Annotated in this window: 26 protein-coding genes and 2 pseudogenes; 13 read left to right on the forward strand and 15 right to left on the reverse strand. The window is 71.2% G+C overall.

What is annotated here, in order from left to right; genetic code table 11:
• Nucleotides 1–30: 30 nt before the first annotated feature.
• Nucleotides 31–576 carry a GNAT family N-acetyltransferase gene (locus STRVI_RS06485; protein ID WP_014054820.1) on the reverse strand — a complete coding sequence of 182 codons (546 nt, stop codon included), beginning with the start codon at nucleotides 574–576 and terminating at the stop codon, nucleotides 31–33.
• A 95-nt stretch (nucleotides 577–671) separates the two neighbouring features.
• A complete protein-coding gene (locus tag STRVI_RS06490) occupies nucleotides 672–932 on the reverse strand; it encodes a UBP-type zinc finger domain-containing protein (RefSeq protein ID WP_014054821.1) in 261 nt (86 codons plus the stop codon).
• Between the two features lie 77 nt (nucleotides 933–1,009).
• Here STRVI_RS06490 and STRVI_RS06495 point away from each other — a divergent pair, with 77 nt between their 5' ends.
• Complete coding sequence (locus STRVI_RS06495) at nucleotides 1,010–2,620, forward strand: Na+/H+ antiporter (protein ID WP_014054822.1); 1,611 nt, start codon at nucleotides 1,010–1,012, stop codon at nucleotides 2,618–2,620.
• 51 nt (nucleotides 2,621–2,671) lie between these two features.
• On the opposite strand, the gene STRVI_RS06500 is transcribed toward STRVI_RS06495, so the two are convergent.
• Entirely contained in the window at nucleotides 2,672–3,262 is a 591-nt protein-coding gene (locus STRVI_RS06500; protein ID WP_014054823.1) for a peptidoglycan recognition protein family protein, read from the reverse strand.
• 170 nt (nucleotides 3,263–3,432) lie between these two features.
• Between STRVI_RS06500 and STRVI_RS06505 the strand changes: the two genes are divergently transcribed.
• From STRVI_RS06505 to STRVI_RS06515, 3 genes are all read left to right on the forward strand, one after another.
• Complete coding sequence (locus tag STRVI_RS06505; protein WP_014054824.1) at nucleotides 3,433–4,344, forward strand: glutaminase; 912 nt, start codon at nucleotides 3,433–3,435, stop codon at nucleotides 4,342–4,344.
• An 88-nt stretch (nucleotides 4,345–4,432) separates the two neighbouring features.
• Nucleotides 4,433–4,657 carry a hypothetical protein gene (locus STRVI_RS06510; protein ID WP_014054825.1) on the forward strand — a complete coding sequence of 75 codons (225 nt, stop codon included), beginning with the start codon at nucleotides 4,433–4,435 and terminating at the stop codon, nucleotides 4,655–4,657.
• Nucleotides 4,654–5,439: a helix-turn-helix domain-containing protein gene (locus tag STRVI_RS06515; protein WP_014054826.1), complete on the forward strand. Its 786-nt coding sequence runs from the start codon at nucleotides 4,654–4,656 to the stop codon at nucleotides 5,437–5,439. The genes STRVI_RS06510 and STRVI_RS06515 overlap by 4 nt, the downstream gene beginning before the upstream one ends.
• On the opposite strand, the gene STRVI_RS06520 is transcribed toward STRVI_RS06515, so the two are convergent.
• From STRVI_RS06520 to STRVI_RS06530, 3 genes are all read right to left on the reverse strand, one after another.
• Nucleotides 5,428–5,823 carry a VOC family protein gene (locus STRVI_RS06520; protein WP_014054827.1) on the reverse strand — a complete coding sequence of 132 codons (396 nt, stop codon included), beginning with the start codon at nucleotides 5,821–5,823 and terminating at the stop codon, nucleotides 5,428–5,430. The two genes, STRVI_RS06515 and STRVI_RS06520, sit on opposite strands and share 12 nt — an antisense overlap.
• Before the next feature lie 101 nt (nucleotides 5,824–5,924).
• The gene (locus tag STRVI_RS06525; RefSeq protein ID WP_014054828.1) at nucleotides 5,925–6,863 is read right to left on the reverse strand and encodes a beta-ketoacyl-ACP synthase III; all 939 of its coding nucleotides are present in this window, start codon (nucleotides 6,861–6,863) and stop codon (nucleotides 5,925–5,927) included.
• 208 nt (nucleotides 6,864–7,071) lie between these two features.
• Entirely contained in the window at nucleotides 7,072–7,731 is a 660-nt protein-coding gene (locus tag STRVI_RS06530; protein WP_014054829.1) for an HAD family acid phosphatase, read from the reverse strand.
• A gap of 265 nt (nucleotides 7,732–7,996) precedes the next feature.
• On the opposite strand from STRVI_RS06530, the gene STRVI_RS06535 reads away from it, so the two are divergent.
• Nucleotides 7,997–8,389 (forward strand): STAS domain-containing protein, encoded by a 393-nt coding sequence (locus STRVI_RS06535; RefSeq protein WP_050993894.1) that lies wholly within the window; start codon nucleotides 7,997–7,999, stop codon nucleotides 8,387–8,389.
• A gap of 228 nt (nucleotides 8,390–8,617) precedes the next feature.
• The gene (locus STRVI_RS54065) at nucleotides 8,618–9,211 is read left to right on the forward strand and encodes an STAS domain-containing protein (RefSeq protein WP_078505146.1); all 594 of its coding nucleotides are present in this window, start codon (nucleotides 8,618–8,620) and stop codon (nucleotides 9,209–9,211) included.
• 66 nt (nucleotides 9,212–9,277) lie between these two features.
• Here the strand turns inward: STRVI_RS54065 and STRVI_RS06545 are convergent, their stop codons facing one another.
• Together STRVI_RS06545 and snpA are read right to left on the reverse strand one after the other, a co-directional pair.
• A complete protein-coding gene (locus STRVI_RS06545) occupies nucleotides 9,278–9,490 on the reverse strand; it encodes a hypothetical protein (protein WP_014054832.1) in 213 nt (70 codons plus the stop codon).
• A 230-nt stretch (nucleotides 9,491–9,720) separates the two neighbouring features.
• Complete coding sequence (gene snpA / locus STRVI_RS06550; protein WP_014054833.1) at nucleotides 9,721–10,386, reverse strand: snapalysin; 666 nt, start codon at nucleotides 10,384–10,386, stop codon at nucleotides 9,721–9,723.
• Between the two features lie 304 nt (nucleotides 10,387–10,690).
• On the opposite strand from snpA, the gene STRVI_RS06555 reads away from it, so the two are divergent.
• A complete protein-coding gene (locus STRVI_RS06555; protein WP_014054834.1) occupies nucleotides 10,691–11,794 on the forward strand; it encodes a LysR family transcriptional regulator in 1,104 nt (367 codons plus the stop codon).
• Between the two features lie 100 nt (nucleotides 11,795–11,894).
• Nucleotides 11,895–12,404 (forward strand): pyridoxamine 5'-phosphate oxidase family protein, encoded by a 510-nt coding sequence (locus STRVI_RS06560; RefSeq protein ID WP_014054835.1) that lies wholly within the window; start codon nucleotides 11,895–11,897, stop codon nucleotides 12,402–12,404.
• 45 nt (nucleotides 12,405–12,449) lie between these two features.
• On the opposite strand, the gene STRVI_RS06565 is transcribed toward STRVI_RS06560, so the two are convergent.
• Complete coding sequence (locus tag STRVI_RS06565; protein ID WP_014054836.1) at nucleotides 12,450–14,894, reverse strand: SpoIIE family protein phosphatase; 2,445 nt, start codon at nucleotides 14,892–14,894, stop codon at nucleotides 12,450–12,452.
• Nucleotides 14,895–15,063: 169 nt separating this feature from the next.
• Entirely contained in the window at nucleotides 15,064–15,990 is a 927-nt protein-coding gene (locus STRVI_RS06570; protein WP_014054837.1) for an NmrA family NAD(P)-binding protein, read from the reverse strand.
• 126 nt (nucleotides 15,991–16,116) lie between these two features.
• Between STRVI_RS06570 and STRVI_RS06575 the strand changes: the two genes are divergently transcribed.
• Entirely contained in the window at nucleotides 16,117–16,677 is a 561-nt protein-coding gene (locus STRVI_RS06575) for a TetR/AcrR family transcriptional regulator (RefSeq protein ID WP_014054838.1), read from the forward strand.
• A gap of 133 nt (nucleotides 16,678–16,810) precedes the next feature.
• Here the strand turns inward: STRVI_RS06575 and sodN are convergent, their stop codons facing one another.
• Nucleotides 16,811–17,206, reverse strand: coding sequence for a superoxide dismutase, Ni (gene sodN, locus STRVI_RS06580; RefSeq protein WP_014054839.1), 396 nt, complete (start codon nucleotides 17,204–17,206; stop codon nucleotides 16,811–16,813).
• A 253-nt stretch (nucleotides 17,207–17,459) separates the two neighbouring features.
• Here sodN and STRVI_RS56325 point away from each other — a divergent pair.
• Nucleotides 17,460–17,627, forward strand: a pseudogene (locus STRVI_RS56325) (S24 family peptidase); the annotation flags it as partial.
• 104 nt (nucleotides 17,628–17,731) lie between these two features.
• Here STRVI_RS56325 and STRVI_RS06585 read toward each other — a convergent pair.
• Entirely contained in the window at nucleotides 17,732–18,394 is a 663-nt protein-coding gene (locus STRVI_RS06585; protein WP_014054841.1) for a CGNR zinc finger domain-containing protein, read from the reverse strand.
• A gap of 124 nt (nucleotides 18,395–18,518) precedes the next feature.
• On the opposite strand from STRVI_RS06585, the pseudogene STRVI_RS06590 reads away from it, so the two are divergent.
• Nucleotides 18,519–19,225, forward strand: a pseudogene (locus STRVI_RS06590) (class I SAM-dependent methyltransferase).
• 91 nt (nucleotides 19,226–19,316) lie between these two features.
• Here STRVI_RS06590 and STRVI_RS06595 read toward each other — a convergent pair.
• Genes STRVI_RS06595 through STRVI_RS06605 form a run of 3 tightly spaced genes read right to left on the reverse strand, consistent with a single transcriptional unit; the run spans nucleotide 19,317 to nucleotide 22,010 of the window.
• A complete protein-coding gene (locus STRVI_RS06595) occupies nucleotides 19,317–20,069 on the reverse strand; it encodes an amino acid ABC transporter ATP-binding protein (protein WP_043238078.1) in 753 nt (250 codons plus the stop codon).
• Between the two features lie 5 nt (nucleotides 20,070–20,074).
• Nucleotides 20,075–21,013 carry an amino acid ABC transporter permease gene (locus tag STRVI_RS06600; protein ID WP_014054844.1) on the reverse strand — a complete coding sequence of 313 codons (939 nt, stop codon included), beginning with the start codon at nucleotides 21,011–21,013 and terminating at the stop codon, nucleotides 20,075–20,077.
• Nucleotides 21,014–21,056: 43 nt separating this feature from the next.
• Nucleotides 21,057–22,010 carry an ABC transporter substrate-binding protein gene (locus STRVI_RS06605; RefSeq protein WP_014054845.1) on the reverse strand — a complete coding sequence of 318 codons (954 nt, stop codon included), beginning with the start codon at nucleotides 22,008–22,010 and terminating at the stop codon, nucleotides 21,057–21,059.
• 508 nt (nucleotides 22,011–22,518) lie between these two features.
• On the opposite strand from STRVI_RS06605, the gene STRVI_RS06610 reads away from it, so the two are divergent.
• Together STRVI_RS06610 and STRVI_RS06615 are read left to right on the forward strand one after the other, a co-directional pair.
• Entirely contained in the window at nucleotides 22,519–23,763 is a 1,245-nt protein-coding gene (locus tag STRVI_RS06610; RefSeq protein ID WP_014054846.1) for an NAD(P)-dependent malic enzyme, read from the forward strand.
• Nucleotides 23,764–23,940: 177 nt separating this feature from the next.
• Nucleotides 23,941–24,903 (forward strand): zinc-binding dehydrogenase, encoded by a 963-nt coding sequence (locus STRVI_RS06615; RefSeq protein ID WP_043238081.1) that lies wholly within the window; start codon nucleotides 23,941–23,943, stop codon nucleotides 24,901–24,903.
• Nucleotides 24,904–24,951 lie beyond the last annotated feature (48 nt).

A 24,951-nucleotide genomic window follows, 5' to 3' on the forward strand; every position in this document is an offset into this window, starting at 1 on the left:
GTACGCAGCGTGGCTAGAGGGTTTGCGGTCTCAATTCGAAAGAGATGTCGCCTCACTCAGGGAATCGCTGGTCACGGCGGTGCCCATGGCCTGAGCGGCCAGCCCTCGCAGTGGCTCTCCCGAGAGCCTGCGCACCGTCCATTCGTCCATCGGCTCCGCGCCGAGCGCGGCGTAGAAGCCGATCGCGGGCTCGTTCCAATCCAGCACCGACCATTCGAAGCGGGCATAGCCCCGCTCCACGCAGATCCGCGCCAGCTCGGCGAGCAGCGCCCTGCCGTGGCCGCCGCCGCGGGCCCGCGGGGTGACGTACAGATCCTCCAGATACACGCCATGGGTGCCTGTCCAGGTGGAGAAGTTACGGAACCAGAGGGCGAACCCCACCGGCCCGCCGGGCTCTCCGGCGCCGCCGGTCTCCTCGGCGATCAGCGCGAACACCGCGGGATGCGCCCCGAAGAGCGCCTCACGAAGCTGCTCCTCGGTGGCCTTCGCCTCCTGCGGAGCCCGCTCGTAGTCCGCCAGCTCGCGGATCATCGCATGGATCGCGGGGACGTCGGACGGCTTGGCTGATCGGATCATGTGGTGAAGGCTAGCTGCCCGGGCCGACAAACGCGGAGGTCGATCTCCCGCAATGCGCGGAAAACGCCAAGACCAGGGCGTTCGCGGAGCCGGACCTACACGATGAACTGATCCACATAGCACCAGTGCCACTCCTCGCCCTCCTCGAAGCTGCGCATCACCGGATGTCCGGTCTCCTCGAAGTGCCGGGTGGCGTGCTGGTATGGCGAGGAGTCGCAGCAGCCCACGTGGCCGCACACCAGACACTTCCGAAGCTGGACAGGATGGCTGCCGACCGCCAGGCACTCGGGACAGGTGTCGGACCGCGGCTCCGGCTCGGGGCGCGGCAGTGCGGGAACATGCAGGCACTCGCTCATGATTGCCAGACTAAAACGCCGCGTGGGCGGATCACATGGACGACCGTCGGTGCGACCGGCGGGGACGGGGTCGGTCGATGGACGTATTGCCGTTGTTGATGCTGGTCGCGGGCAGTGCGGTGGTCGCCGGCGCGGCCCGCAGGACCCCGGTGCCCGCGCCGCTGTTGCTGGTCGTGGTCGGGCTCGTCGGCTCGTACGTCCCGGGGGTGCCCGACTACACCCTGGACCCGCATATCGTGCTGCCCCTGGTGCTGCCGCCGTTGCTGCACAGCGCCGCGTTGGACAGCTCGTATCTGGATCTGCGCGCCAATCTGCGGCCGATCGCGCTGCTGTCGGTCGGGTATGTGCTCTTTGCCACGGTCGCGGTCGGCGTGGTCGCCCATCTGGTGATCCCGGGGCTGCCGCTGACCGCCGCGCTGGTGCTGGGCGCGGTGGTCGCGCCGCCGGACGCCGTGGCCGCCACCGCCATCGCCCGCCGGATCGGGCTGCCTTCCCGGCTCACCACGCTCCTGCAGGGCGAGTCCCTGTTCAACGACGCGACCGCGATCACCGCCTACCGGGTGGCGCTGGCCGCGGCGGTGGGGGAGGGCGTGAGCTGGGCCGAGGGCCTGCGGGAGTTCGCCTTCGCGGCCGTGGGCGGCGTGGTGGTCGGGCTGATCCTGATGGTGCCGCTGCACTGGCTGCGCATCCGGATGCGGGATCCGCTGCTGCAGAACACCCTCTCGCTGCTCATCCCCTTCGTCGCCTATGCCACCGCCGAGCAGTTCCAGGCGTCGGGTGTGCTGGCCGTCGTGGTGGTCGGGCTCTACCTCGGACACCACTCCTGGCAGGTCGACTTCGCGACTCGGCTCCAGGAGGCCGCGGTCTGGCGGATGATCGACTTCGTGCTGGAGTCGGCGGTGTTCGCGCTGATCGGGCTGCAACTGCGGGTCGTGCTGGGTGGCCTGGGTGAGTACGGGGCGGGCGAGGCCGCCTGGTACGCGGCCGTCGTCTTCCTGACCGTGGTGGCCGCCCGCTACGTCTGGGTCTTCCCCTCGACGTTCGTGCCGCGCATGCTCTTCCCCGGGATCCGCGAGCGCGAGCCCGGCACCAACTGGACCGCGCCGGTCGTCATCGGCTGGGCCGGGATGCGCGGGGTGGTCTCGCTGGCCATCGCCTTCTCGATCCCGCAGACCATTCACGGCGGGGAACCCTTCCCGGCCCGCAATCTGATCCTCTTCCTGACCTTCACGACCGTCATCGGCACCCTGGTCGTCCATGGGCTCACCCTGCCGTCCCTGATCCGGCTGCTCGGGCTCCCGGGCCGCGATCCACGGGCCGAGACCCTCGCCGAGGCACAGGCGCAGAACCAGGCGTCACTGGCGGCCGAGAGCCGCCTGGGGGAGCTGCTCGACGATGAGCGCAACGCCCTGCCCCCGCCGCTCGCCGACCGGCTGCGCACCGTGCTGGAACAGCGCCGCAACGCCGTATGGGAGCGTCTCGGGGCGGTCAACGAGGTGACCGGCGAATCGGCGGACGACACCTATCGGAGGCTGTCCCGGGAGATGATCGAGGCCGAGCGGAAGGTGTTCGTGGACCTGCGGGACGCCCGGCGGATCGACGAGGAGATGCTGCGGTCGCTGCTGCGGCGGCTGGACCTGGAGGAGGCGGCGCTCTACCGGGAGGGGGCCGCGGAGGAGGGGGCCTGAGGCCCCGGCCCCTCCGCGGCCGTCCAGCGCCCATGCTGCCGGGCGAGGGTGCTACTTGAGCCGCTCGTGGATCCGGTCGCGCATCGCGGCCATGGTGAAGCCGCGCGGATCCACCTTGCCCGGCTGCCATTCGAGGTGGCCGATCACCGAGCGCTCGGTCCAGCCGTGATGGCGGCACACGGCCGCCGCGGCCCGTGCGATCGCGTCGAGCTGGGCCTCGGGCCACGGGTCCTCGCCGTCGCCCAGGTTCTCGCATTCGAAGCCGTAGAAGGCGCGGTTGCCGTCGGTGTTCGCCTCGTTGTCGGGCGGCAGGGCCTTCTCGGCGATCACCGCCCGCAGGACGTCGTCGTCGCCAAGACCGGCGTGGTTGGCGCGGCCGTAGCCGACCAGATGGACGCCGCCGTCCTTGGCGATCACGCCGTGGCACAGCGGGCCGGGCAGCCCCTCGAAGCCGTCCCGGCAGATCTCCACCGTCTCCTCGGTGCCGGAGGTGACGGTGTGGTGGATCATCACCCCGTGCACCGGGCCCCACGGGCCCTTGTGGTTTCTGTTGTGGTCCCGCCAGTCGCCGACCTGCGTCACCCGCACGCCCTCGTTCGTCAGCGCCGCCAGGAAGTCCCCCGCGGACATGGGTGAGGCCATGACCGCCTCCGTTCTGGTCGTACGGCGGGCCCCGGTCGTGGTCCGCCTCGTTCATCCGCTTGCTTACCCATCGCACGCACATAAACACATGGGGTGATGGATGGTGGGGGGCGCGTTATCGTGCGAGCCGATCCATCCGTTCCACATCGCACCGGGAGACGCACCGCACCATGGACTACCAGGCAGTGCTGGACGAGGTCGCGGCCCAGGTGAAACCGCAGATCGGCCGGGGCCGGGTGGCGCAGTACATCCCGGCGCTCGCCTCGGTGGACGCGGACCGCTTCGGGATCGCCCTCGCCGATGTCGACGGCCATGTCACCGGGGTCGGCGACTGGGAGCGGCCGTTCTCGGTGCAGTCCATCTCCAAGGCGTTCAGCCTCGCGCTCGTCCTCGCCGACGACGGCGAGAAGCTGTGGCGGCGGGTCGGCCGGGAGCCCTCGGGCAATCCCTTCAACTCCCTGGTGCAACTGGAGTACGAGAACGGCATCCCGCGCAATCCGTTCATCAACGCCGGGGCGCTCGTCGTCACCGACCGGCTGCAGACCCTTACCGGCGACGCCAGCACCACCATGCTGGACTTCCTGCGCGCCGAGAGCGGCAATCCGGACCTCGCCTTCGACCAGGAGGTCGCCGTCTCCGAGTCCGCCCATGGCGACCGTAATGCCGCCGTCGCGCACTTCATGGCGAGCTACGGCAACCTCCACAACCCGGTGCCGACCGTCCTGGAGCACTACTTCTGGCAGTGCTCGATCGAGATGAGCTGCCGCGACCTGGCCCTGGCCGGCGGCTTCCTGGCCCGCCACGGGCTGCGCGCGGACGGCTCGCGGCTGCTGTCGCAGAGCGAGGCGAAGCGGGTCAACGCGGTCATGCTCACCTGCGGCACGTACGACGCGGCGGGCGACTTCGCCTACCGCGTCGGACTGCCCGGCAAGAGCGGCGTCGGCGGCGGCATCGTCGCGGTGGTCCCCGGCCGCTGCACGCTGTGCGTCTGGAGCCCCGGCCTCGACGCCCGCGGCAACTCGGTGGCCGGAGTGGCGGCCCTGGACCACTTCACCACGCTGACCGGCTGGTCCGTCTTCTAGCGGCGGCGGGCGCGGCGGCGGAGGTGGCGCTCGGCCTGGCGCGGCGGGAGCATGGAGAGTAGTGGTGGTGAGCAGGAGGTGTACCGCCATGCAGCATGAGATGCGCGCCGAATACGAGGAGGGCAGCTCCGGCCGGGTCGCGGGCGCGCCCGTCAAGATCTGGCACATGGTCCGCGCGAACGGAACGACCGCGATGTGCGGGCGGGAGCTGGACCCGGACGCCGAGACCCAGGCCGCCGATCTGTGGGCCACGGGTGACTCGGGGCCCTTCTGTCACTCGTGCGGTGCGATGTATCTGCGCGAGGTCCCTTGAGCGAGCACGGGGAGCCTGAAGACCGGGAGTGCGACGCCTACCGGGAGCGAAGGGCGCTGCTCGGCCGCGGCGCCGCGGTGTGGACCCGTACGGCCGGCACCGGGCCGCAGCGGGTGCTCCCGGACGGCTGCACGGATCTGATCTGGAGCGAGGCGGGACCCGACGGCGAGCTGCTGGTCGCCGGGCCGGACACGCGCGCCCGTCTCGCCCCCGGCCCGCCCGGCACCCGCGCCGTGGGCCTGCGTTTCGCCCCGGGCCAGGGCCCCGCCGTGCTCGGCGTACCGGCGCATGAACTCCGCGATCAGCTCGTGCCGTTGGCCGCGCTCTGGCCGGGCGCGGAGGTCCGGCGGCTGGCCGAGCGGATCGCCGACGCCGAGCGGATCGCCGACACCGAGCGGACGGCCGCGCGGCAGGCCGCCCAGGGCCGCCTGCTGGAGGACGCCGCCCTGGGCCGCCTGCGGACGGCGGAGCCGCCCGATCCGGTGCTCGCCGCGGTCGTCGCCGGGGTCTCGCGCGGGACGGGCGTGGCCGGGATCGCCGCCGCCGTGGGGCTGGGGGAGCGGCAGTTGCACCGCCGCTCCCTCGCCGCGTTCGGCTACGGCCCCAAGACGCTCGGCCGGGTGCTGCGGCTGAACCGGGCCCTGGACCTGGCGCGCACCGGCGTCCCCTTCGCGGCGGGCGCGGCCACGGCGGGCTACGCCGACCAGGCACATCTCGCCCGCGAGGTCAGGACCCTGACCGGCGTCCCCCTGGGCCGTCTGCTTCAGGGGTCAGGAGGGTAGCGGGGCGAAGAGGTCCAGGCTGTTGCCGTCGGGGTCGAGGACCGTCGCGTAGCGCTGGCCCCACGGCGCGTCCCACGGCTCCTTCTTTCCGCGTACGCCCGCCCCCACGAGGTCCTGGTAGGTCTTGTCCACATCGGCCGGGCTGTCGCAGGCGAAGGCCAGCGCCACCTGGTGGGAGCCGCTCGGCGGCGTCCACTCCGGGTCGAAGGAGCGCACCGTCTCGACGGTGTCCCACATCAGCCGCGCCCCGCCGGGCAGGGCGGCCTCGGCGTGCGGCTGGGCGTCGGCCTCGGCGGGGATGTCGAGGCCGAGGCGGCGGTAGAAGGCGAGGGAGGTGGCCAGGTCGGCGACGACCAGGCCGATGGCGTTGAATCGTGCTGTCATACGGGCAGCGTAGGCAGCGGGCCGACGGCCGGTCTTGAACGAATCGGACGTCCTGGTGGAGGCGGCCGGGGCGCCGCCGGAGGTTTTGCAGGACGCGGCAGTCAGGGGCAGTGGATGACCTGGCCGGCGTACGACAGATTGCCGCCGAAGCCGAAGAGCAGCACCGGGGCGCCGGAGGCCACTTCCCCGCGCTCGACCAGCTTGGAGAGGGCGAGCGGAATGCTGGCCGCCGAGGTGTTGCCGGACTCCACCACATCGCGGGCGATCACCGCGTTGACAGCGCCCAGCTTGTGGGCGACCGGCTCGATGATCCGCAGATTGGCCTGGTGCAGCACGACACCGGCCAGGTCCTCCGGGGAGATCCCGGCCCGTTCGCACACCTGCCGCGCGATCGGCGGCAGGTGGGTGGTGGCCCAGCGGTAGACGGTCTGGCCCTCCTGCGCGAAGCGGGGCGGTGTGCCCTCGATACGGACCGCGCCGCCCATCTCCGGGACCGAGCCCCACACCACCGGGCCGACACCCGGCCGCTCGGCGGCCACCACCACGGCCGCGCCCGCGCCGTCGCCGGTCAGGACGCAGGTGGAGCGGTCGGTCCAGTCGGTGGCCGCGCTGAACTTGTCGGCGCCGATCACCAGGGCCGCGGTGGCCGCCCCGGCCCGGATGGTGTGGTCGGCGGTGGCCAGGGCGTGGGTGAAACCGGCGCACACCACATTGAGGTCCATGGTGGCGGGGGAGGCGAGCCCGAGCCGGGCGGCGACCCGGGCCGCCATGTTGGGGCTGCGGTCGATCGCCGTGCAGGTGGCGACGAGCACGAGGTCGATGTCGGAGGGGGCCAGCCCGCTGTGGGCCAGCGCCTTGGCGGCGGCTGCCGCCGCCATCTCGTCGACCGTTTCGTCGGGGCGGGCCAGATGCCGGGTGCGGATGCCGACCCGGCTGCGGATCCACTCGTCGCTGGTGTCGACCATGGCCGCGAGGTCCTCGTTGCCGAGCACCTTCGCGGGCTGGTAGTGGCCGAGTGCCAGTACGTGTGAGCCGGTCATCGGTCATCCCCTTCGCGCCAGTGCCGACGTATCCGCGCCGATTGCGGAGATCTCGACGCACAGTCTGCGGTGTGTCCAGTGTTGAGCGGAGCAGACGTGCCGTGCGCTCGGCCTACTCACCAATCTTGGGCGCCAAGATCTGGAGTTTTCGACCTTTCCCCGGTGGGGGGTGATCGGCGGTGGCGGAAGGGGATGACCTGACCGTGACTCAGGAAAGCTGGCCGTCGTAGTCCGGGAGCTTGAAGGACTTCTCGGCGTGGCCGCCGCTGATGTCGGTGGGGCTGTTGCCGATGTTGGCGATGATCGTGTAGCCGTTCTTCTCGATCTCCGCCCGCTTGGCGGTCTTGTAGTCGGCCACGTGTCGGAAGAGATCCGGCAGGTGGCGTACGTACAGACCGGCGACCGAGTAGCCGACCTTGTCCAGGTTGTACTCGGTCGGCCAGGAGATGATGCCGGGCCGCGCGGTGACGAAGAAGATGGCCACGCCGCGGTCGTGCGCGTACTGGGAGAGCTTCAGGACCGGCTCGACGGGGGGCTGGGGGAAGGTGAAGCCGAAGTCCGTCTCCAGCGAGGTGTTGTCGATGTCCAGGACGATGGCCTGCTTCTCGCCCGAGGGGTTGGCGGTGCGCTCCTCGATGTAGGGGCGGGCCTGCTCGTCGATGATGGCGCGAACATCGCGCTGCCAGGTCTCGTAGTCGACGTCCTCGGCGGCGGTGGCGCTCGACGGCGCCGCCGTGGCCGCCGTGGTGGCCGTGGTGCCGGGGGTGGCGGCGGTCGCCGTGGTGGCCGTTCCGCCGACGCCGATGGCGAGGGCGACGACCACCGTCGTCATGCCGAGCCGCCGTGATCGCACGCGTCCTGCTGTCATCGGTCACATCCTTCACTTCGAGGCGATTGCCGGATGGCATGCTCACGGCTCCCGGTGGACTTGAGAAGACCCCTGCTTTACCGGCGAGTAACAGTTCGCGGCCGAGGGGTCTTAATAGGCCAACGACATGTGCCGCGCCGTTCGTTGACTGGTCAGCCGGTAGATGGGTATGTCATCTACTGAAGGGCCGGCCTGGACCCCGGCGATGACCGGCGTGGCCGCGGGCTCCGGTGTCGCGCGCCTCCACCAGGTCAAGGAGGCTTGCATGTTCGATGATCGGCCCGCCTTCGGCGTCCGAGTCCACGCACTCGGCGGCGTCACCGTCGCCGAGATCGCGGGAGAGTTGGACATCTTCGCCGCGGGGCGGATCGTGGCTCGGCTCGATTCCCTCATCCAGGCACGGTGTCCGGATCTGGTCCTGGACCTACGGCCGGTCACCTTCCTGGACTGTGCCGGATTGTCGTTACTGTGCCGATTGCGCAATCGCGTGCTGGAGCGGGACGGGCGGCTGCGGCTCGTCATCGACGAACCGCGGTTTGTGCGGCTGCTGCGCATGGTCCGGCTGGACGACGCGTTCGAGGTACTGGAGGATCTGACTCCGGCGATCGCGGGGGTGGCGGGTCCGGTGGCCGGAGGGGGCGGTGATGCCTTCGCCTAGGCCGTATCTGACCAAGTGTCAATAGTAAGAACCGAAATTCACTCGGACGAGCGGTATTCACCGGCGGAATGCTGCGTTCCTACCTCTGTAACCGGCGGTCACCCCTTTACGCTCGCGAGACGTCGCCCAAGGACCCGGCGGATTCACGCCCGATGCCCGACCCTGCCCGCTTCCGGGACCCTGACGAAGGTGAGAGGGGGCAGTGTGCCGTTCCGAGGGGATATCGCGATGACGCAGCAAGGCGCTCCCCGTGATGCGCCGGTGCCGCTGGAGCGCGGTGCCCAGGACGCCGCGCAGGGGCCCGCGAGCGGGGATCCGGCCGCATGGGGGCCCTCCGGCCGGGATCCGGCCGCGTGGGCGTCCTCCGGCGGGGATTCCGCCCCTCAGGACGGTCCGGCCGCCCGGGATGATTCTGCCGCTCAGGGTGATCCGGTCGCTCAGGGTGATCCGGTCGCTCAGGACGGCGCCGCCGCGGACGTCACCACTCCCCGCGCCCGTACGCACCGGGTCGGCGGGTACACCGTCGTGGAACTCCACGGTGAGATCGACATCGCCGGGGTGGGAAGTGTCGGACCGGCGCTGGACGCGGCCACGGCCGGGGACAAGCCCGCGGTGATCGTGGACTTACGGCCGGCCGCCTTCTTCGACTGCTCGGGCCTGGGACTGCTGTGCCGGGCCCATCGGCGTGTCATGGAGCGGGGCGGGCTGATGCGGCTGGTCTGCGACAACGCGTTGATCCTGCGCACCCTGCGGGCGGGGCGGATGCTGGATGTGCTCCGCCCGGTCGCCACGCTGGACGAGGCGCTGCGCGAGGAGGAGTAGGGCGCCTCGCACGGCGAGGAGTAGGGCGCCTCGCACGGCCGGGATGTGGCCGGGATATGGCCGGACTCAGGTACGGCGGTCCTGGGGAGGCGTGACCCCCTGGCCCGCGTGCTGCCGCCGGCGGCCCCAGGTGCGATGGTGCGGCCGTCCGCCGGCCGGGGAATCGTCGTGGCTCTCGGCGGACATGCGGTTGCCGTTCTGGACATTGGTCCGGTGGATCAGCAGCGCGCCCACCCCGATCAGCGCGAGGATGACGACCACGGTGATCAGGGTCTCCATGGTGCTCACTCCCTGGGGCCGGGCCCCAGACTGGAGGGAATCCGGCCGGTTTGTGCGAAATGCTCCTGGTGTCTATACGGTACCTCCGGCCGGAGGCGGCGGCGCTTCCCGTGCGCTATCGCGGTGGGCGGGCCCCGTACACGCCGACCGCCCGCACCCGGCGTCGGGAACCGGGTGCGGGCGGTCAGGCCCTGATCCAGGGGATCAGTGGCTTGGCGGTCTCAGCGGGCTCAGTGGGACTTGGCCAGCTGCTTCTCGAGCTTGGCCAGGCCATTGGCCCAGAGCTGGTTGACGCGGCTGATCTCGGCCTGGTCGGGCTGCGAGTTGGTGCAGGACGGGCCGGGGCCGCCACCGGACATCAGCTCGCTGCACGGGCCCTCGTAGTGGTCCGGCAGACCCAGCACGTGGCCGGTCTCGTGCGCGGTGACCCGCGTCGAGTCGTACTCCTGGTTCTGGGCGTAGTCCAGGAAGACATAGCCGCTGCCGTGGCCGTCGGTGCTCGCGTACGAGCCCTGGGGGTCGTTGCCCTCGCGGTAGGTGAAGTCCGCGTTGCTGCCCGCCTGCAGCTTCACGTTGCTCACCGAGGAGTTCCAGATCTGGGCGGAGCGGGAGATCTGCGACTGGAAGGTCGGGGCCTGGCTCGCGTCGTAGGTCACGGTGACGGCCGCCGCCCCGCGGGGTGCCTTGGCCTGCTTGGCCAGGGCCGACTTCATGACGGCCTTGATGAAGGCGTCGGTGTCGGCCTTCTCCTCGCCGCTCGCCGTGTAGCCGGCGGCCGCGGCGCTGCGCTGGGTCGTGGAGTGGTCGGGCGTGGCCGCGGAGGCGGGCACGGCGGACAGGGCGGCCGCCAGGCCGAGGCCGAGGGTCGCGGACAGCGCGAGCTTGCGGAGTGACATGTGGGGGGCTCCTCATCGCCCTCGGGCCCCGGTCGCCGTGTGGGGTGGCGGCCGGGGCCGTGGGATGAACTCTTGGCTGACGCCGAGTCTTGAGGAGATCGAGCCGTACGCGGAGATATCAACTGGTGATAGTACGAAGGCATATCCCCCGCCGGGCTCTCAAGCCCTTTGCGGGGATGGCGGTTTGCCGTCCCGTTGACCGGTGTTTGACCACCGATTGATCAATTCCGGTATGGGTTGGAGTGGTTTCAGAGTCTGGTGTGACCGACAAGGGCGCAGATATGCTCCCGCCGTGGAGCTCCAGGTGAGGCACCTCCGTGCACTGTGCGCCATTGCCGACACCGGCAGCCTACGGAAGGCGGCGCGCCAACTGGGCATGACCCAGCCATCCTTGACGACCCAGCTCCGGCGCATCGAGAACACCATCGGCGGCCGGCTGTTCTCGCGGGAGGTCACCGGCAGCCGGCCGACCCCGCTGGGGCGGTCCGTGCTGTGCCGCGCCCGGCCGATCGTGGCCGAGATGAACGCCTTGGTCAGCGAGGTCCGGCTGGAGGCGGGGCAGACCGCCGACGCCCGGTTGCGCATCGGCAGCACGGGCAGCCGGGCCGTGGTGGGCTGGTTGCGCAGGCTCCGCGACCGCTATCCCGACGCGGACACCACCATCCACATCGACGTCTCGGCCAACGCGCTGCTGCAGATGGTCGCCGCCAACCAGCTCGACGTCGCCTTCGTGCACGAGGTCGAGGGCGCGCCGCTGCGGGTGCCCGAGGGCGTGGAGCGCCGGGTGCTCGTGGAGCGGGAGCCGCAGTTCGTGGCGCTGGCCGAAACCCATCCGGCCGCCGCGCGGCCCGCGGTGCGGCTCGCCGACCTCGCCGCCGACCAGTGGATGGTCGACCCCAGCGTGGACGGCGAGGGGCCCGGGCTGCGCCGGGTCCTGGCCGCCGCGGGGCTCAATCCGAGGGTGGTGTACGGGGACTATCTGACCGCCGCCGACCTGGTCGCCTCGGGCGAGGTGGTCACCCCCTGCCAGCCCACCGCGCGGTCCCGCCAGGACGTGGCCGTCCGCCCGCTGCACGGGGATCCGCTGACGGTCCGGCTGTTCCTGGCCGCACGGGCGGTCCCGGCGGCCCGCACCGGGGCCCCCGGACCCGACCCGGACACGGCGCTCCCGACCGAGACCGACACCGAGGCGGCCGGACCCGATCCGGACACCGCGCCCGGCGCCCCGCTCGACGTCGACGCCCTCTTCGGCGATCTCGCGGACGCGTACTTCGAGATCGCCTGGGCGAGTTCCGCGTACCGCCAGTGGCTGGTCCGCAACGAGAGTCCGCTGCTGCGCTCCCATGAGCCCCGGACCCGCGACGCCCTCGACATCCTGGACCTCGCCGGGCCCGCCGAGGTCTCGTAGCACCCCTCCGGGGGGCGGGTGGCGGCGAGCGATGAGTTTCGCTCCGCCGCGCGGTCCAAGCACCCGGGACCGCACCGCATGCCACCCGAGGAGCGAGCAGATGATCACGGAGCACGATCCGCAGACCGCGCTGGACACCCGCTTCAGCAGCCCGGACGCCACCGCCACGCCCTGGCCGGAGGGACGTGAGGCGCTGGCGGCGGCTGAGCTGTACTGGCTGTCCACCGTCCGCCGGGACGGCCGCCCCCATGTCACCCCGCTCATCGCCGTCTGGTTCGACGGCGCGCTCTGCTTCTGCACCGGCCCCGAGGAACAGAAGGCCCGGAACCTCGCGCACGATCCGCGCTGCGTCCTCACCACGGGCGCGGGCGTGCTGCACGAGGGGCTGGACCTGGTGGTCGAGGGCGAGGCCGAGCCGGTGCGGGAGGACGCCACGCTCGAGCGGATCGCCGCGGCGTACGTGGCGAAGTACGGCGCGGAGTGGACCTTCCAGGTGCGCGACGGCGCCTTCCACCACGACGGCCATGAGGCCCTGGTCCACCGGGTCGCCCCGGCCACGGCGTTCGGCTTCCGCAAGGACGTGTACGGCCAGACGCGCTGGCGCTTCTGACGCGGGCCGACCGCCCCCACGCACCCCACCCCGCCCCCGGCCGGCTCAGTCCAGGCCCGGCAGTCCCGTGGGCAGCCCGACCGGAAGGGTCTGCTCCGACCAGATCGTCTTGCCCTCGGCGGTCTGCCGGCTCCCCCAGCGCTGGCTGAGCCGCGCGACCAGCAGCAGCCCGCGGCCGCCCTCGTCGAAGGTGCGGGCGCGGCGCATATGCGGGGCGGTGCTGGAGGAGTCGGTGACCTCGCAGATCAGCGAGTGGTCATGGATCAGCCGCAGCCGGATGGGCGGGACGGCGTGCCGGATGGCGTTGGTGACCAGCTCGCTGACGACCAGCTCGGTGGTGAAGACGGCCTCGTCGAGCCCCCATTCGGTCAGCCGCTCCGTCACGTTCCGGCGGGAGCGGGCCACCCACGCCGGGTCGGCGGGCACGTCCCAGGTGGCCACGTGCGCCTCGTCCAGGGAGCGGGTGCGGGCGAGCAGCAGCGCGACGTCGTCGAGCGCGCCCCCCGCGGGGAGGAGCGTGCGCAGAACGGCGTCGCAGGTGCCGTCCAGGGACCCGCTGGGGTGGGCCAGCGCGTTGGTCAGCAGCAGACGGCCCTCGTCGGCATCGCGGTCCCATACGGCCATCAGCCCGTTGGTGTAGAGGGCGAGCACGGCGTTCTCGGGCAGCTCGGTCTCCATCGACTCGAAGGGCAGCCCGCCGACCCCCAGCGGCGGTCCGGCCGGTACCGGGAGGAACTCCACGGTGCCGTCGGGCCTGGCCAGCGCCGGCGGCGGGTGCCCGGCCGCGGCCAGTGAGCAGCGGTGCGAGACGGGGTCGTAGACCGCGTACAGACAGGTGGCCCCCACATCCCCGGTGGACTCCTCGGCGCCGGTCTCCGCGGCCAGATGGATCACCAGGTCGTCCAGGTGGGTGAGCAGCTCGTCCGGCGGCAGATCGACGTCGGCGAGAGTACGGACCGCCGTCCGCAGCCGGCCCATGGTGGCCGACGCCTGGATGCCGTGGCCGACCACATCGCCCACGACCAGCGCGACCCGTGCCCCGGAGAGCGGGATGACGTCGAACCAGTCCCCGCCCGCCCCCGCGTACGGGCCCGCGGGCAGATAGCGGGAGGCGACCTCGACGGCCGGCGGCTGCGGGAGGGTCCGCGGCAGCAGGCTGCGCTGCAGGGCCAGGGCGGTGTCGCGCTCCCGGGTGAAGCGGCGGGCGTTGTCCACACAGACGGCGGCCCGGGTGGTGATCTCCTCGGCCAGCACCACATCGTCCTGGGTGAACGGCTCGGGAGTGTGGTGGCGGGCGAATACGGCCACCCCGAGCGTCGTCCCCCGCGCCCGGATCGGCACCGCCATGATCGAGTGAATGCCGAACCGCCGGATCGAACGGGCCCGGGCGGGCTTCAGCGCACCCCACTTGGCGATCATGGGGTCGGTGGTCGCGTAGATGAGGGGCCGCTCCACCACCAGGCATTCCGCCATCGGCGAGACCTGCGGATAGGTGTCCACCTTCCCCACCGGCACCACGGACTCGGGGCAGCCCTCGTAGAGGGACTGCATGGCCGCGCGGCGCAGCACGATCGGGCCGGTGAGCGGCCCGGACGGCAGCTCCTCGTCCTGGGCCAGCCGGTCCAGCAGGTCGATGCTGGCGTAGTCGGCCAGCCGCGGTACGCAGACGTCGGCCAGCTCCTGCGCGGTGTGGTCGATGTCGAGGGTGCTGCCGATCCGTTCACTGGCCGCGCTCAGCAACAGCAGCCGCTGGCGGGCCAGATACTGCTCGGTGATGTCATGCGCCGCCAGGCAGACCGCGTACACCTGGCCGTCCTTCGCCTTCAGCGGGGCGAACCGGGCCGACCAGGCGTGCTCCTTGGTCTCGCCGCCGGTGCGCAGGTAGGTCTCCATCTCGCGTGGCTCGCCGGTGGTCAGCACATGGTGCATGACGGCTTCGAGCTGCTCGCTCCGGAGCTTGCCCCCGACCTCCGACAGCCGCAGATCGCGGATCTCCGCTTCGGGGAGGCCGACGACGCGGGCCATCTCGTCGTTCACCTTGCGCAGCCGCAGATCGGCGTCGTAGATCGCCATCGGGCAGGGCGACTGCGCGTAGGCCCAGCGCATCAGCGCGTCGTTCCAGGACTCGGGCGGCAGCTCCGCCCGGGGTGCCGCGGCCACCAGCAGCCAGTCGCCCTCCGGCTCTCTGTGGTGTGCCAGCACCCGCACCGGCATCTCATGGCCGTCCCGGTGGCGCAGCGCCACCGTCCCGTGCCACCGGGTGAGCCGGGTGCGGGCGCGGCGGGCCCCGGCGTCGCGCGCGCGGGCCGGATCGGCCAGCAGCTCGGCGGCGGACCGCCCCACGACCTGCGGGGGCGGATACCCGAGCAGCCGGCGGGCACCGTCGTTCCAGCTGGTCAGCGTCCCGTCATCGGTGACGGTGGCCCTCGCCGTTTCCGTTTCGTCCAGGCCGCCCCACTCCCGCGTGGAGCCGCTGTCGTGGCGCATCATGGTCGCCCATCCCTCCGGGGACGGCACCGGGTCCGTCCACCAGGGTCCTCTTCCAGCCTCGTCCACTCCGGTCCGGGCATCAACCACAGCCCGGGCCGGAGCGGACGCCGCTGCTGAGCCGGAGCGGACGCCGCTGCCGGGGCGGGCGGGTCAGGCGGCCGCGGGCGGGTCAGGCCGCCGCGGGCCCCAGATGGCGCCCGGCCCATTCGGCGAAGCCGGTGAGCGGGAGGCCGAGGGCCCGCGCGAACTCGGGACGGGCCGGCTGGCCGACCTCGTTCAGCCGCACATGCCCGAGGCCCCACTGCGGCATCCCGGCGGCGAGCGCCTCGTCCGCGGTCATCGACGGGGCGGTCACCTCGGTGCCCACGACGGCGGAGAGGACCTCGGCGACCCGGGCCATCGTCATGCACTCGCCCGCCAGTTCCAGCTCGACCTCGTGGAACCGCTCCGGGTCGGCGAAGGCCGCGGCGGCCGCCGTGCCGATGTCGGCGACGGCGATGAGGGAGAGCTCGGTGCCGGGCTGGAGGATGGTGGCCAGGCCGCCCTCGGGGCCGTTCGGGAGCAGGGACAGGAAGTTCTCCATGAAGAAGGCGGGCTTGAGGAGCGTCCAGTGGCGGAAGCCCGCCTCGCGGACCCGGTCCTGGAGGCCGGACTTGGTCGCGTAGTAGTGCTCCAGCGCCGCCCAGCGGCCCTCCGCCCAGCCGGGCGCGGTGTGGTGCTGTCCGGCGCCGGAGACGGAGGTGTGCACGAACTGCGCCACCCCCGCGTCCCGCGCGGCGTCGATCAGGTTGCTTCCCTGGACCCACTCGGAGTCGCCCTGGAGGTCATTCATATCGGGCATCTGGATCGAGAAGACGGCGCGCGCCCCCTCGGCGGCCCGCCGCACCGAGTCGAGGTCGAGCAGGTCGCCGGTGACCAGCTCGGCGCCGAGCGCCGCCACGGCCTTGGCCCGCTCGGTGTCCGGGTCGCGGACCAGGGCCCGTACGGGAACGCCCGCCGAGAGCAGCGCGCGGGCGGTGGCGCCGCCCTGCTGTCCGGTGGCGCCGGTGACCAGAACGGGGGCGGAGGGGGCGGATGTCGGGGAGTTCATGGGCATGCTGCTGCTCCTCGGGCATGGCGATATCGACTTATCGACTGCACGGACACTAAACGGCGGGCCCCGCCACTTATTGCTCGGTACGATACGGAGGGCCCCGCCACTTAGCAACCCGGAGGTGACGCCATGCCCGCCCAGCGCGCGGACGCCCGGCGCAACTACGAGCGCATCCTCGCCGTGGCCGAGGAGGAGGTCGCCGCCCACGGCGCCGACGCCTCCCTGGAACAGATCGCCCGCACCGCCGGAGTCGGCTCGGCCACCGTGCGCCGCCACTTCCCCACCCGCAGCGCCCTCCTGGAGGCCGTCTTCCGCGAGCGGATCGAGGTCCTGGCCGCCCGCGCCCGCGAACTCGCCGAGGCGGAGGACGTACGGGCCGCGCTGCTGGAGTGGCTGGGTGAGCTCACCGTCTACTCCGCCTCGGTGCAGGGCCTGGCCACCGCGCTGCTGCGCAATGGCGAACTCGCCCCGGAACATGCGAACCCCTGCGTGGACACGCTCACCGAGGCGGGCGAGCCACTGCTGCGGCGAGCCGAACGGGCCGGTGTGATGGCCCCCGGGGCGACCGCGGTCGACCTGGTCACCCTGATCGCCGGGATCGCGCTGGCCACCCAGCACCACCCGGACCCCGCCACCGAGGCGGACCGGCTGCTGGGCCTGGCCGTGGCGGGGATCAGCCCGCGGGGGTGAGCGGGCGGGGGCCGGTCAACCCCCGTGCCCGTCAAGGACGTTCCCTGTGAAATGGACGTTCCCTGCAAAGAAGACCGCACCCGGGCCACTCGGGGCGGCTCGGGTGCGGTCTGGCCATGCAAGGGAAGAGCGGTCAGCCCTTCTTGGTCTCCCAGAAGATCTTGTCGATCTGGGCGATGTAGTCCAGGGCCTTCTGCCCCGTGGCCGGGTCGGTCGAGCCCTTGGCCGCGCTCAGGGCCTTGAGGGTGTCGTTGACCAGCTGGTGCAGCTCCGGGTACTTCTCGAAGTGCGGGGGCTTGAAGTAGTCGCTCCACAGCACCGAGACATGGTGCTTGGCGAGCTCCGCGCGCTCCTCCTTGATGGTGGTGGCACGGGCGCGGAAGTGCGGGTCCTCGTTGGCCTGGTACTTCTCCTGGACGGCCTTGACGGACTCGGCTTCAATACGGGCCTGGGCCGGGTCGTACACACCGCAGGGCAGGTCGCAGTGCGCGCTGACCTTAACCTTCGGGGCGAACAGGCGGGAGAGCATAGAGCTGTCCTTCCATTCGTGATCGTCTTCTCAGGTGCGAGATTACTCCGTGGGGGAAGCCTTTTCTCGGGTGCCCCGGGGGGCTTAGGTCAAAAGTCCGGTGACAGGCTGGGATGCCTGGGATCGTGATGGTGCGGGGTTGAGGACCGGAGGTGCCGTGATGCGGGAGCAGCTGGGCGATCACGGGCAGGAGCCCGACCGCGACCAGCGCGGACTGCTGCGGATCGGGCTCGCGGAGGTGTACAACCCGTCGATGCAGCCGACGCTGTACCCCGGCGACCAGTTGGTGGTCCGCTACGGGGCGCCCGTGCGGCCGGGGGACGTGGTGGTGGTGCGCCATCCGTTCCGGCAGGACCTGCTGATCGTCAAGCGCGCGGTGGAGCGGCGCGAGGGCGGCTGGTGGGTCAAGGGCGACAACCCGTATGTGGAGAACGACAGCCGGGAGTTCGGCGTCGTGCCGGACGAGCTGGTGGTCGCCCGGGCATGGCTGCGGCTGCGCCCGCGCCCGGGTGCCGGACGCGGTGGTCAGCGGTCCATGGCCGGGCTGGTCTTCTGGGCGGTGTCCGCCGTACGGCCGGTGGGCTGGCGGTCCTGGCGCCGGCTGCGCTCGGCGCCGGCCGACCGCTCGGCGTCCAGGCGTTTGCGCGCGCGGTAGGCGGCCACATTGGCGCGGGTCGCGCAGCGGTCGGAGCAGTAGCGCCGGGATCGATTGGTCGAGGTGTCGAGATAGGCGTTGCGACAGGGGGACGCCTCGCAGATGCCCAGCCGGTCGGCGCCCAGCTCGGTGAGGTGGAAGGCCAGCCCCATCGAGGCGGTCGCGGCGTATCCGGCGCCCGCGTTGGCGGCGTAGTCCGCGATATGCATATGCCACTTGGGGCGGCCGTCCTCGTCGCGGATCTCATGGCCGGAGATCTGCGGGCTCACCGGGAACTCGATGAGCAGTGCGTTCAGCAGGTCCACCGCCAGCACCTCGTCGCCGCCCGCCGCCGCCTTGAAGACGGCGCGCAGCCGGGCCCTGACCGACCTCAGCCGGGTGACATCGGCGTCCGTCGTCCGCCGGGCCGCCTGCCGGCTCTCCCCGAAGAGCGCCCGTACGGCCTCCACCGAGGTCAGGGTGTCGGTGCCGCGGCTTGGCTCCTCGCTGTTGACCAGGCGCACGGCGAGATCCGAGTAATAAGCCAGTTCCACTTGTGGTCCTTACGACGGGGCATCTAGAGTCGGGTAAGAGGCGTTCTGCCTACGAGGGTATTACGGGGCGGCTGCGCCGGAGACGATGACGCATGGCTTACGACGCATGGCTTGGAGGGGCTCGATGACGGACACCGTCGCCGTGGCGGACTGGCAGGCGTGGCAGCGGAGCTGGGACCGGCAGCAGGAGTGGTACCTCCCCGATCGTGAGGAGCGGTTCCGGGTGATGCTCGACGCGGTCGAGGCCGTCGTCGGCCCGGAGCCGAGGATCCTCGACCTGGCGTGCGGCACGGGCAGTATCTCGGACCGGGCGCTGGGCCGGTTCCCGGGCGCCACCAGCACCGGCGTGGACCTCGACCCCGCGCTGCTCACGATCGCCCGCGGCCATTTCGCGGCCGAGCCGCGCGCCGAGTTCGTGACCGCCGATCTGCGCGATCCCGGATGGACCGGGCGGCTGCCGCACGGTACGTACGACGCCGTCCTGACCGCCACGGCGCTCCACTGGCTGCGCTCGGACGAGCTGCGGGTGCTGTACGGGCAGATCGCGGGCGTCGTGCGGGAGGGCGGGGTGTTCCTCAACGCGGACCATATGCCCGCCCGGGCGTCCAGGACTGGGCGGAGTGGTGGCAGGCCGCCGCACGGGACGAGACGCTCGCCGCACCGGTGGCCGAGCGGTTCACGATCTTCGGCGATCCGGCGAACGGCGACCACGCGGACGGGGAGACACAGCCCGTCGCCTGGCATGCCGAGGCGCTGCGCGAGGGGGGCTTCGCGGAGGCGCGGGCCGTATGGTGCTCGCCCTCGGACGCGATGGTGCTCGGGCTGAAGTGATGCCGGTGGGGAGTGCGCGAGGGCGGTACGGGCAGGTGCCCGTACCGCCCTCGTGGCCGTGACAGCGCCTACCTCGCGCCCGTGACAGCGCCTACAGCACCTTGGAGAGGAACGACTTCGTCCGCTCGTGCCGCGGATTGGTCAGCACCTCACGCGGGTGCCCGGACTCCACCACCACGCCGTCGTCCATGAAGACGACCGAGTCCCCGACCTCGCGGGCGAAGCCCATCTCATGCGTGACGACGATCATCGTCATGCCATCCTCCGCGAGCCCGCGCATCACATCGAGCACATCGCCGACCAGCTCCGGGTCGAGCGCCGAGGTGGGCTCGTCGAAGAGCATCAGCTTCGGCTCCATCGCCAGCGCCCGCGCTATCGCGACGCGCTGCTGCTGGCCGCCGGAGAGCTGGGAGGGGTAGTTGGCCGCCTTGTCGGCGAGGCCCACCCGGTCCAGCAGCTTCAGCGCGCGCTCCCGCGCGACCGCCTTCGTCTCGCGCTTGACCTGGACCGGCGCCTCGATCACGTTCTCCAGCGCGGTCATGTGCGGGAAGAGGTTGAAGCGCTGGAAGACCATGCCGATGTCGCGCCGCTTCTCGGCGACCTCGCGGTCCTTGAGCTCGTAGAGCCTGTCGCCCTTCTGGCGGTAGCCGACCAGCTCGCCGTCGACGGACAGCCGCCCGGAGTTGATCTTCTCCAGGTGGTTGATGCAGCGCAGGAAGGTGGACTTGCCGGAGCCGGACGGGCCGATCAGGCAGAACACCTCGCGCGGCGCGACCTCGAGGTCGATGCCCTTGAGGACCTGCACCGGGCCGAAGGACTTGTGGACGCCTTCGGCCTTCACCATGGCGGTCATGCGCCGACACCTCCGGAGCGGTTGCTGAAGGAGAGCAGATTGGCCCGGACCCGCTGCAGCGGGGTGGCCGGCAGGCTGCGGCTCGAGCCGCGCGCGTAGTACCGCTCCAGGTAGTACTGGCCCACGCTCAGGACGGAGGTGAGGATCAGGTACCAGGCGGCCGCCAGGAAGAGCATCTCCGCCGTGGCACCGGAGTTCTGGCCGACCTCGGAGGTGGCCTGCAGCAGATCCCAGTACTGGACCGCGATCACCAGCGAGGTGGTCTTGAGCATGTTGATGAACTCATTGCCGGTCGGCGGCACGATCACCCGCATCGCCTGCGGCAGCACCACCCGGCGCAGCGTCTTGGCGTGGCTCATCCCGAGCGCCTGGGCGGCCTCGGACTGACCCTCGTCGACCGACTGGAGGCCCGCCCGGCAGATCTCGGCCATGTACGCGGCCTCGTTCAGGCCCAGGCCCAGCAGGGCGGCCAGGAACGGGGTCATGAAGTCCGACCACTCGTCCTTGTAGATCGGCATGATGTTGATGTAGTCGAACACCAGGCCGAGGTTGAACCAGACCAGTAGCTGCACATAGACCGGGGTGCCGCGGAAGAACCAGATGTAGCCCCAGGCGATGGAGGCGGTCACCGGGTTCTTCGACAGCCGCATCACGGCGAGGATGATGCCGAGGACCACGCCGAGCACCATCGAGAGGATGGTGATCCAGACGGTGTTGCGAACGCCCCTGAGGACCTCGCCGTCGAAGAAGTAGTCCGGGATGGCGTTCCAGTTCACATCGCCGCGGGCGAACGCGGAGATGAGCAGGAAGAGCACGGCGATGGTGATGACCGCGGAGACCCAGCGGCCGTAGTGCCGCACCGGGATGGCCTTGATGTTCTCCGGCGCCGGCGGCGGGGCGTCGACCGGACCCGCCTTGTCAATCTTTGTCGTCACGGATGGTGCCTTTCAGCGCGAGCGCGGACGGGGGAGGGCCGGATCACTTGCCGCCGTTGATGATGGCCTTGGTGACCGCGCCTTCCTTGACGCCCCACTTCGCGATGATCTTGTCGTATTCGCCGTTCGCGACGATCAGGGCGAGGGCCTGCTTGATGGCGTCGCGAAGCTGAGTGTTCTTCTTGGCGATGGCGATGCCGTACGGGGCCGCCTCCACCTGCTCGCCGACGAGCTCGAAGTCCTTGCCGCCGCCGGAGGTCTTCACGGCGTACGCGGCGACCGGGAAGTCGCTGGAGCCGGCCACGGCGCCACCGCCGCGCAGCCGGGTCTGGGCCTCGGTGTCATTGCCGAACGCCTCGACCGAGATCTTGCCCTTGCCGTTCTTCTGGCAGGTCTTCGACTGGGACTTGGCCAGGTCGTGGGAGACGGTGCCGCGCTGCACGACGACCTTCTTGCCGCACAGGTCGTCCCACGTCTTGATCCCCGTGTTGGCGCCCTTCTTGGTGTAGATCGAGACACCCGCGGTGAAGTAGTCGACGAAGTCGACGCCCTCGCCCGCCTTCTTGCCGGTGTCCGGGTCGACACCCTCCTGGCGGCCCTTGTTGTCGGTCATGGCCGACATGGCGATGTCGTAACGCTTGGAGCGCAGGCCCGAGAGCAGGGTGTCGAAGGTGCCGTTGTTGAACTCGAACTTCACCCCGAGCTGCTTGCCGAGGGCGTCGGCGATGTCCGGGTCGATGCCCATGACCTCGCCGTTCTTCTTGAACTCGACCGGCGGATAGTTGATGTCCGAGCCGACCTTGATCACCTTGGCGCTCTGGATCTCCTTGGGGAGCTGGTTGAAGAGCGGGGCCGCGTTGGTGTTCGACCCACCAGTGGCCTTGTCGGTCTGGTCGCCGCAGCCCGTCAGCAGCAAGGCACCTGCCACCGCTATCGCGCCGACGGAGGCCATCCGGGACTTCAGGGTGGCCCCACGGGGCGTGAAGCTGGCGGTCATGCTGGTTCCTCCGGCAGGGTGAGGGGGCGAGATCTCGGGAACACGTTTGTGGGTGTCGCGATCTCGTGTGATTGGGGCATCTTGTCATCGGACGGGCCCGTGCGGGCCGCCGGCCATGTCAAAATCGGATAACGGGCGATCCCCGTGGTGCACAACCGGACAGCGGCGCCGGCCGGACAGCGACGGCCCGAGACGCGGGGCGGGCTCATGATCACGCGGAGAACAGCGCGTGACGGAGGCATGGACTTTCCCTAGAGATTCGCCCGCCTTCAGCCTTAATGCCCGGTTTTCCGGTGTCATCGCACCGGAACACGCTCGTCGCTCGACGTGCGCTTCAGGTAGAACAGACGGCACCCCTCACCCGGGGCTCAGGGCGTGTGTGCGACGCGCCCGGCGTCCGTACCCAGACCCATGCGGTGGTCATCCGCTGAATGGGACGACGCGGTGCCCGCCCGCTCCGAACCTGGGGCGGATACCCTCGACAGAAAAACGACAAAGGGGTCAAACAGTGGCAGCGGAGATGGTCAATCCTCGCAGCGACAGCACAAGCGGCAGCACAAGCGGCAGTGGCGAAGGAGCCGACGGCGTGACCGGCGAAGAGCCCTTCGACCCGGCATTCGCCCTGCACCGCGGCGGCAAGATGGCCGTCCAGGCGACCGTGCCCGTGCGCGACCGGGACGATCTGTCCCTCGCGTACACACCGGGCGTGGCCAAGGTCTGCAGCGCCATCGCCGAGCAGCCCGAGCTCGTCCACGACTACACCTGGAAGTCCCAGGTCGTCGCCGTGGTGACGGACGGCAGCGCGGTGCTGGGGCTCGGTGACATCGGCCCGGAGGCGTCCCTCCCGGTCATGGAGGGCAAGGCGATCCTCTTCAAGCAGTTCGGCGGTGTCGACGCGGTGCCGATCGCGCTCGACTGCCGGGACGTGGACGAGATCGTGGAGACCGTCGCCCGGCTCGCGCCCTCGTTCGGCGGCGTCAATCTGGAGGACATCTCCGCGCCCCGCTGCTTCGAGATCGAGCGCAAGCTCCAGGAGCGGGTCGACATCCCGATCTTCCATGACGACCAGCACGGCACGGCGGTGGTCACCCTCGCCGCGCTGCGCAACGCCGCCAGGCTGACGGACCGCGCGCTGGGCCAGCTCCGCGCCGTCATCTCCGGCGCCGGCGCCGCCGGTGTGGCCATCGCCCGGATCCTCACCGAGGCGGGCATCGGCGATGTCGCCGTGTGCGACCGCAAGGGCGTCGTCTCGCAGGACCGCGAGGACCTCACCGACGTCAAGCGCGAGCTGGCCGGGTTCACCAACAAGGCCGGGCTCACCGGATCCCTGGAGGCCGCGCTGGACGGCGCCGACGTCTTCATCGGCGTCAGCGGCGGCACGGTGCCGGAGGACGCGGTGGCGAAGATGGCCTCGGGCGCCTTCATCTTCGCGATGGCCAACCCCAACCCGGAGATCCACCCGGACGTCGCCCACCGGTACGCGGCCGTGGTCGCCACCGGGCGCAGCGACTTCCCGAACCAGATCAACAACGTCCTCGCCTTCCCCGGCATCTTCGCGGGCGCCCTCCAGGTCCGGGCCTCCCGGATCACCGAGGGCATGAAGCTCGCGGCCGCCGAGGCGCTGGCCGCGGTGGTGGCCGATGAGCTGAGCGCGGACAAGGTCATCCCCTCGCCGTTCGACGACCGGGTCGCCCCCGCCGTGACCGCGGCCGTCGCCGCGGCCGCCCGCGCGGAGGGCGTCGCCCGCCGCTGACGCCCGCCAGGGCCCAGGCGCCATCGCGCGCCGGGCCATCGCGGGCTGTGTCTTCACGGGCCGGTCCGCCCCTCATCCGGAGGGGTGGACCGGCCCGTCGGCTTGTGTGCGGTGGGCGAGCGGGGTCACACCGTGGCGTGGTTCCGTGGGATCGCCGTGCGGCCTAAGGTCGGGATCATGTTCGCTGCCTATGCCGCACGTATCGACCGTGACCAGCCGCTGAACGGCCTCGAACTGGGGGAGCGCCCCGAGCCGCAGGCCCGGCCCGGCTGGACGACCGTGAACGTCAAGGCCGCCTCGCTCAACCACCACGACCTGTGGTCGCTGCGCGGTGTGGGGCTCGGCGAGGAGTCGCTTCCGATGATCCTCGGCTGCGACGCGGCCGGGATCGACGAGGACGGCAACGAGGTCGTCCTCCACTCCGTCATCGGCCAGAGCGGACACGGCGTCGGTCCGAAGGAGCCCCGCTCCATCCTCACCGAGCGCTACCAGGGCACCTTCGCCGAGAAGGTGACCGTCCCGAGCTGGAATCTGCTGCCCAAGCCCAAGGAGCTCTCCTTCGAGGAGGCCGCCTGCCTGCCCACGGCCTGGCTGACCGCGTACCGCATGCTGTTCACCAACGCGGGGGTGCGCCCCGGCGACAGTGTCCTGGTCCAGGGCGCGGGCGGCGGTGTGGCCACTGCCGCGATCGTGCTGGGCGCGGCCGCCGGTCTGCGGATGCTGGCCACCAGCCGTGACGAGGCCAAGCGGGCCCGCGCCGTCGAGCTGGGCGCCGAGAGCGCGTACGAACCGGGGGAGCGGCTGCCGCGCCGGGTGGACGCCGTGATCGAGACGGTGGGCGCCGCGACCTGGTCGCATTCGGTGAAGTCCCTCAAGCCCGGTGGCACCCTGGTGATTTCGGGCGCCACCAGCGGCCCCAACCCGAAGGCCACCGAGCTCAACCGGATCTTCTTCCTGGAGCTGAAGGTCGTCGGCTCCACGATGGGCGGGAAGGACGAGCTGGAGGACCTGCTGAGCTTCTGCGCCGCCCGCGGTGTACGACCGGTGATCGACTCGGTGCTGCCGCTGGACCGGGCCCGTGAGGGGTTCGAGAAGATGGCGGGCGGCGATCTGTTCGGCAAGGTCGTATTGACGGTCTGAATACCGTGCCGCCCTCCACGGTCGCGATGGGGGCCGGGGATTCGCGCG

Source organism: Streptomyces violaceusniger Tu 4113 (genome assembly GCF_000147815.2).
GTDB lineage: Bacteria > Actinomycetota > Actinomycetes > Streptomycetales > Streptomycetaceae > Streptomyces > Streptomyces violaceusniger_A.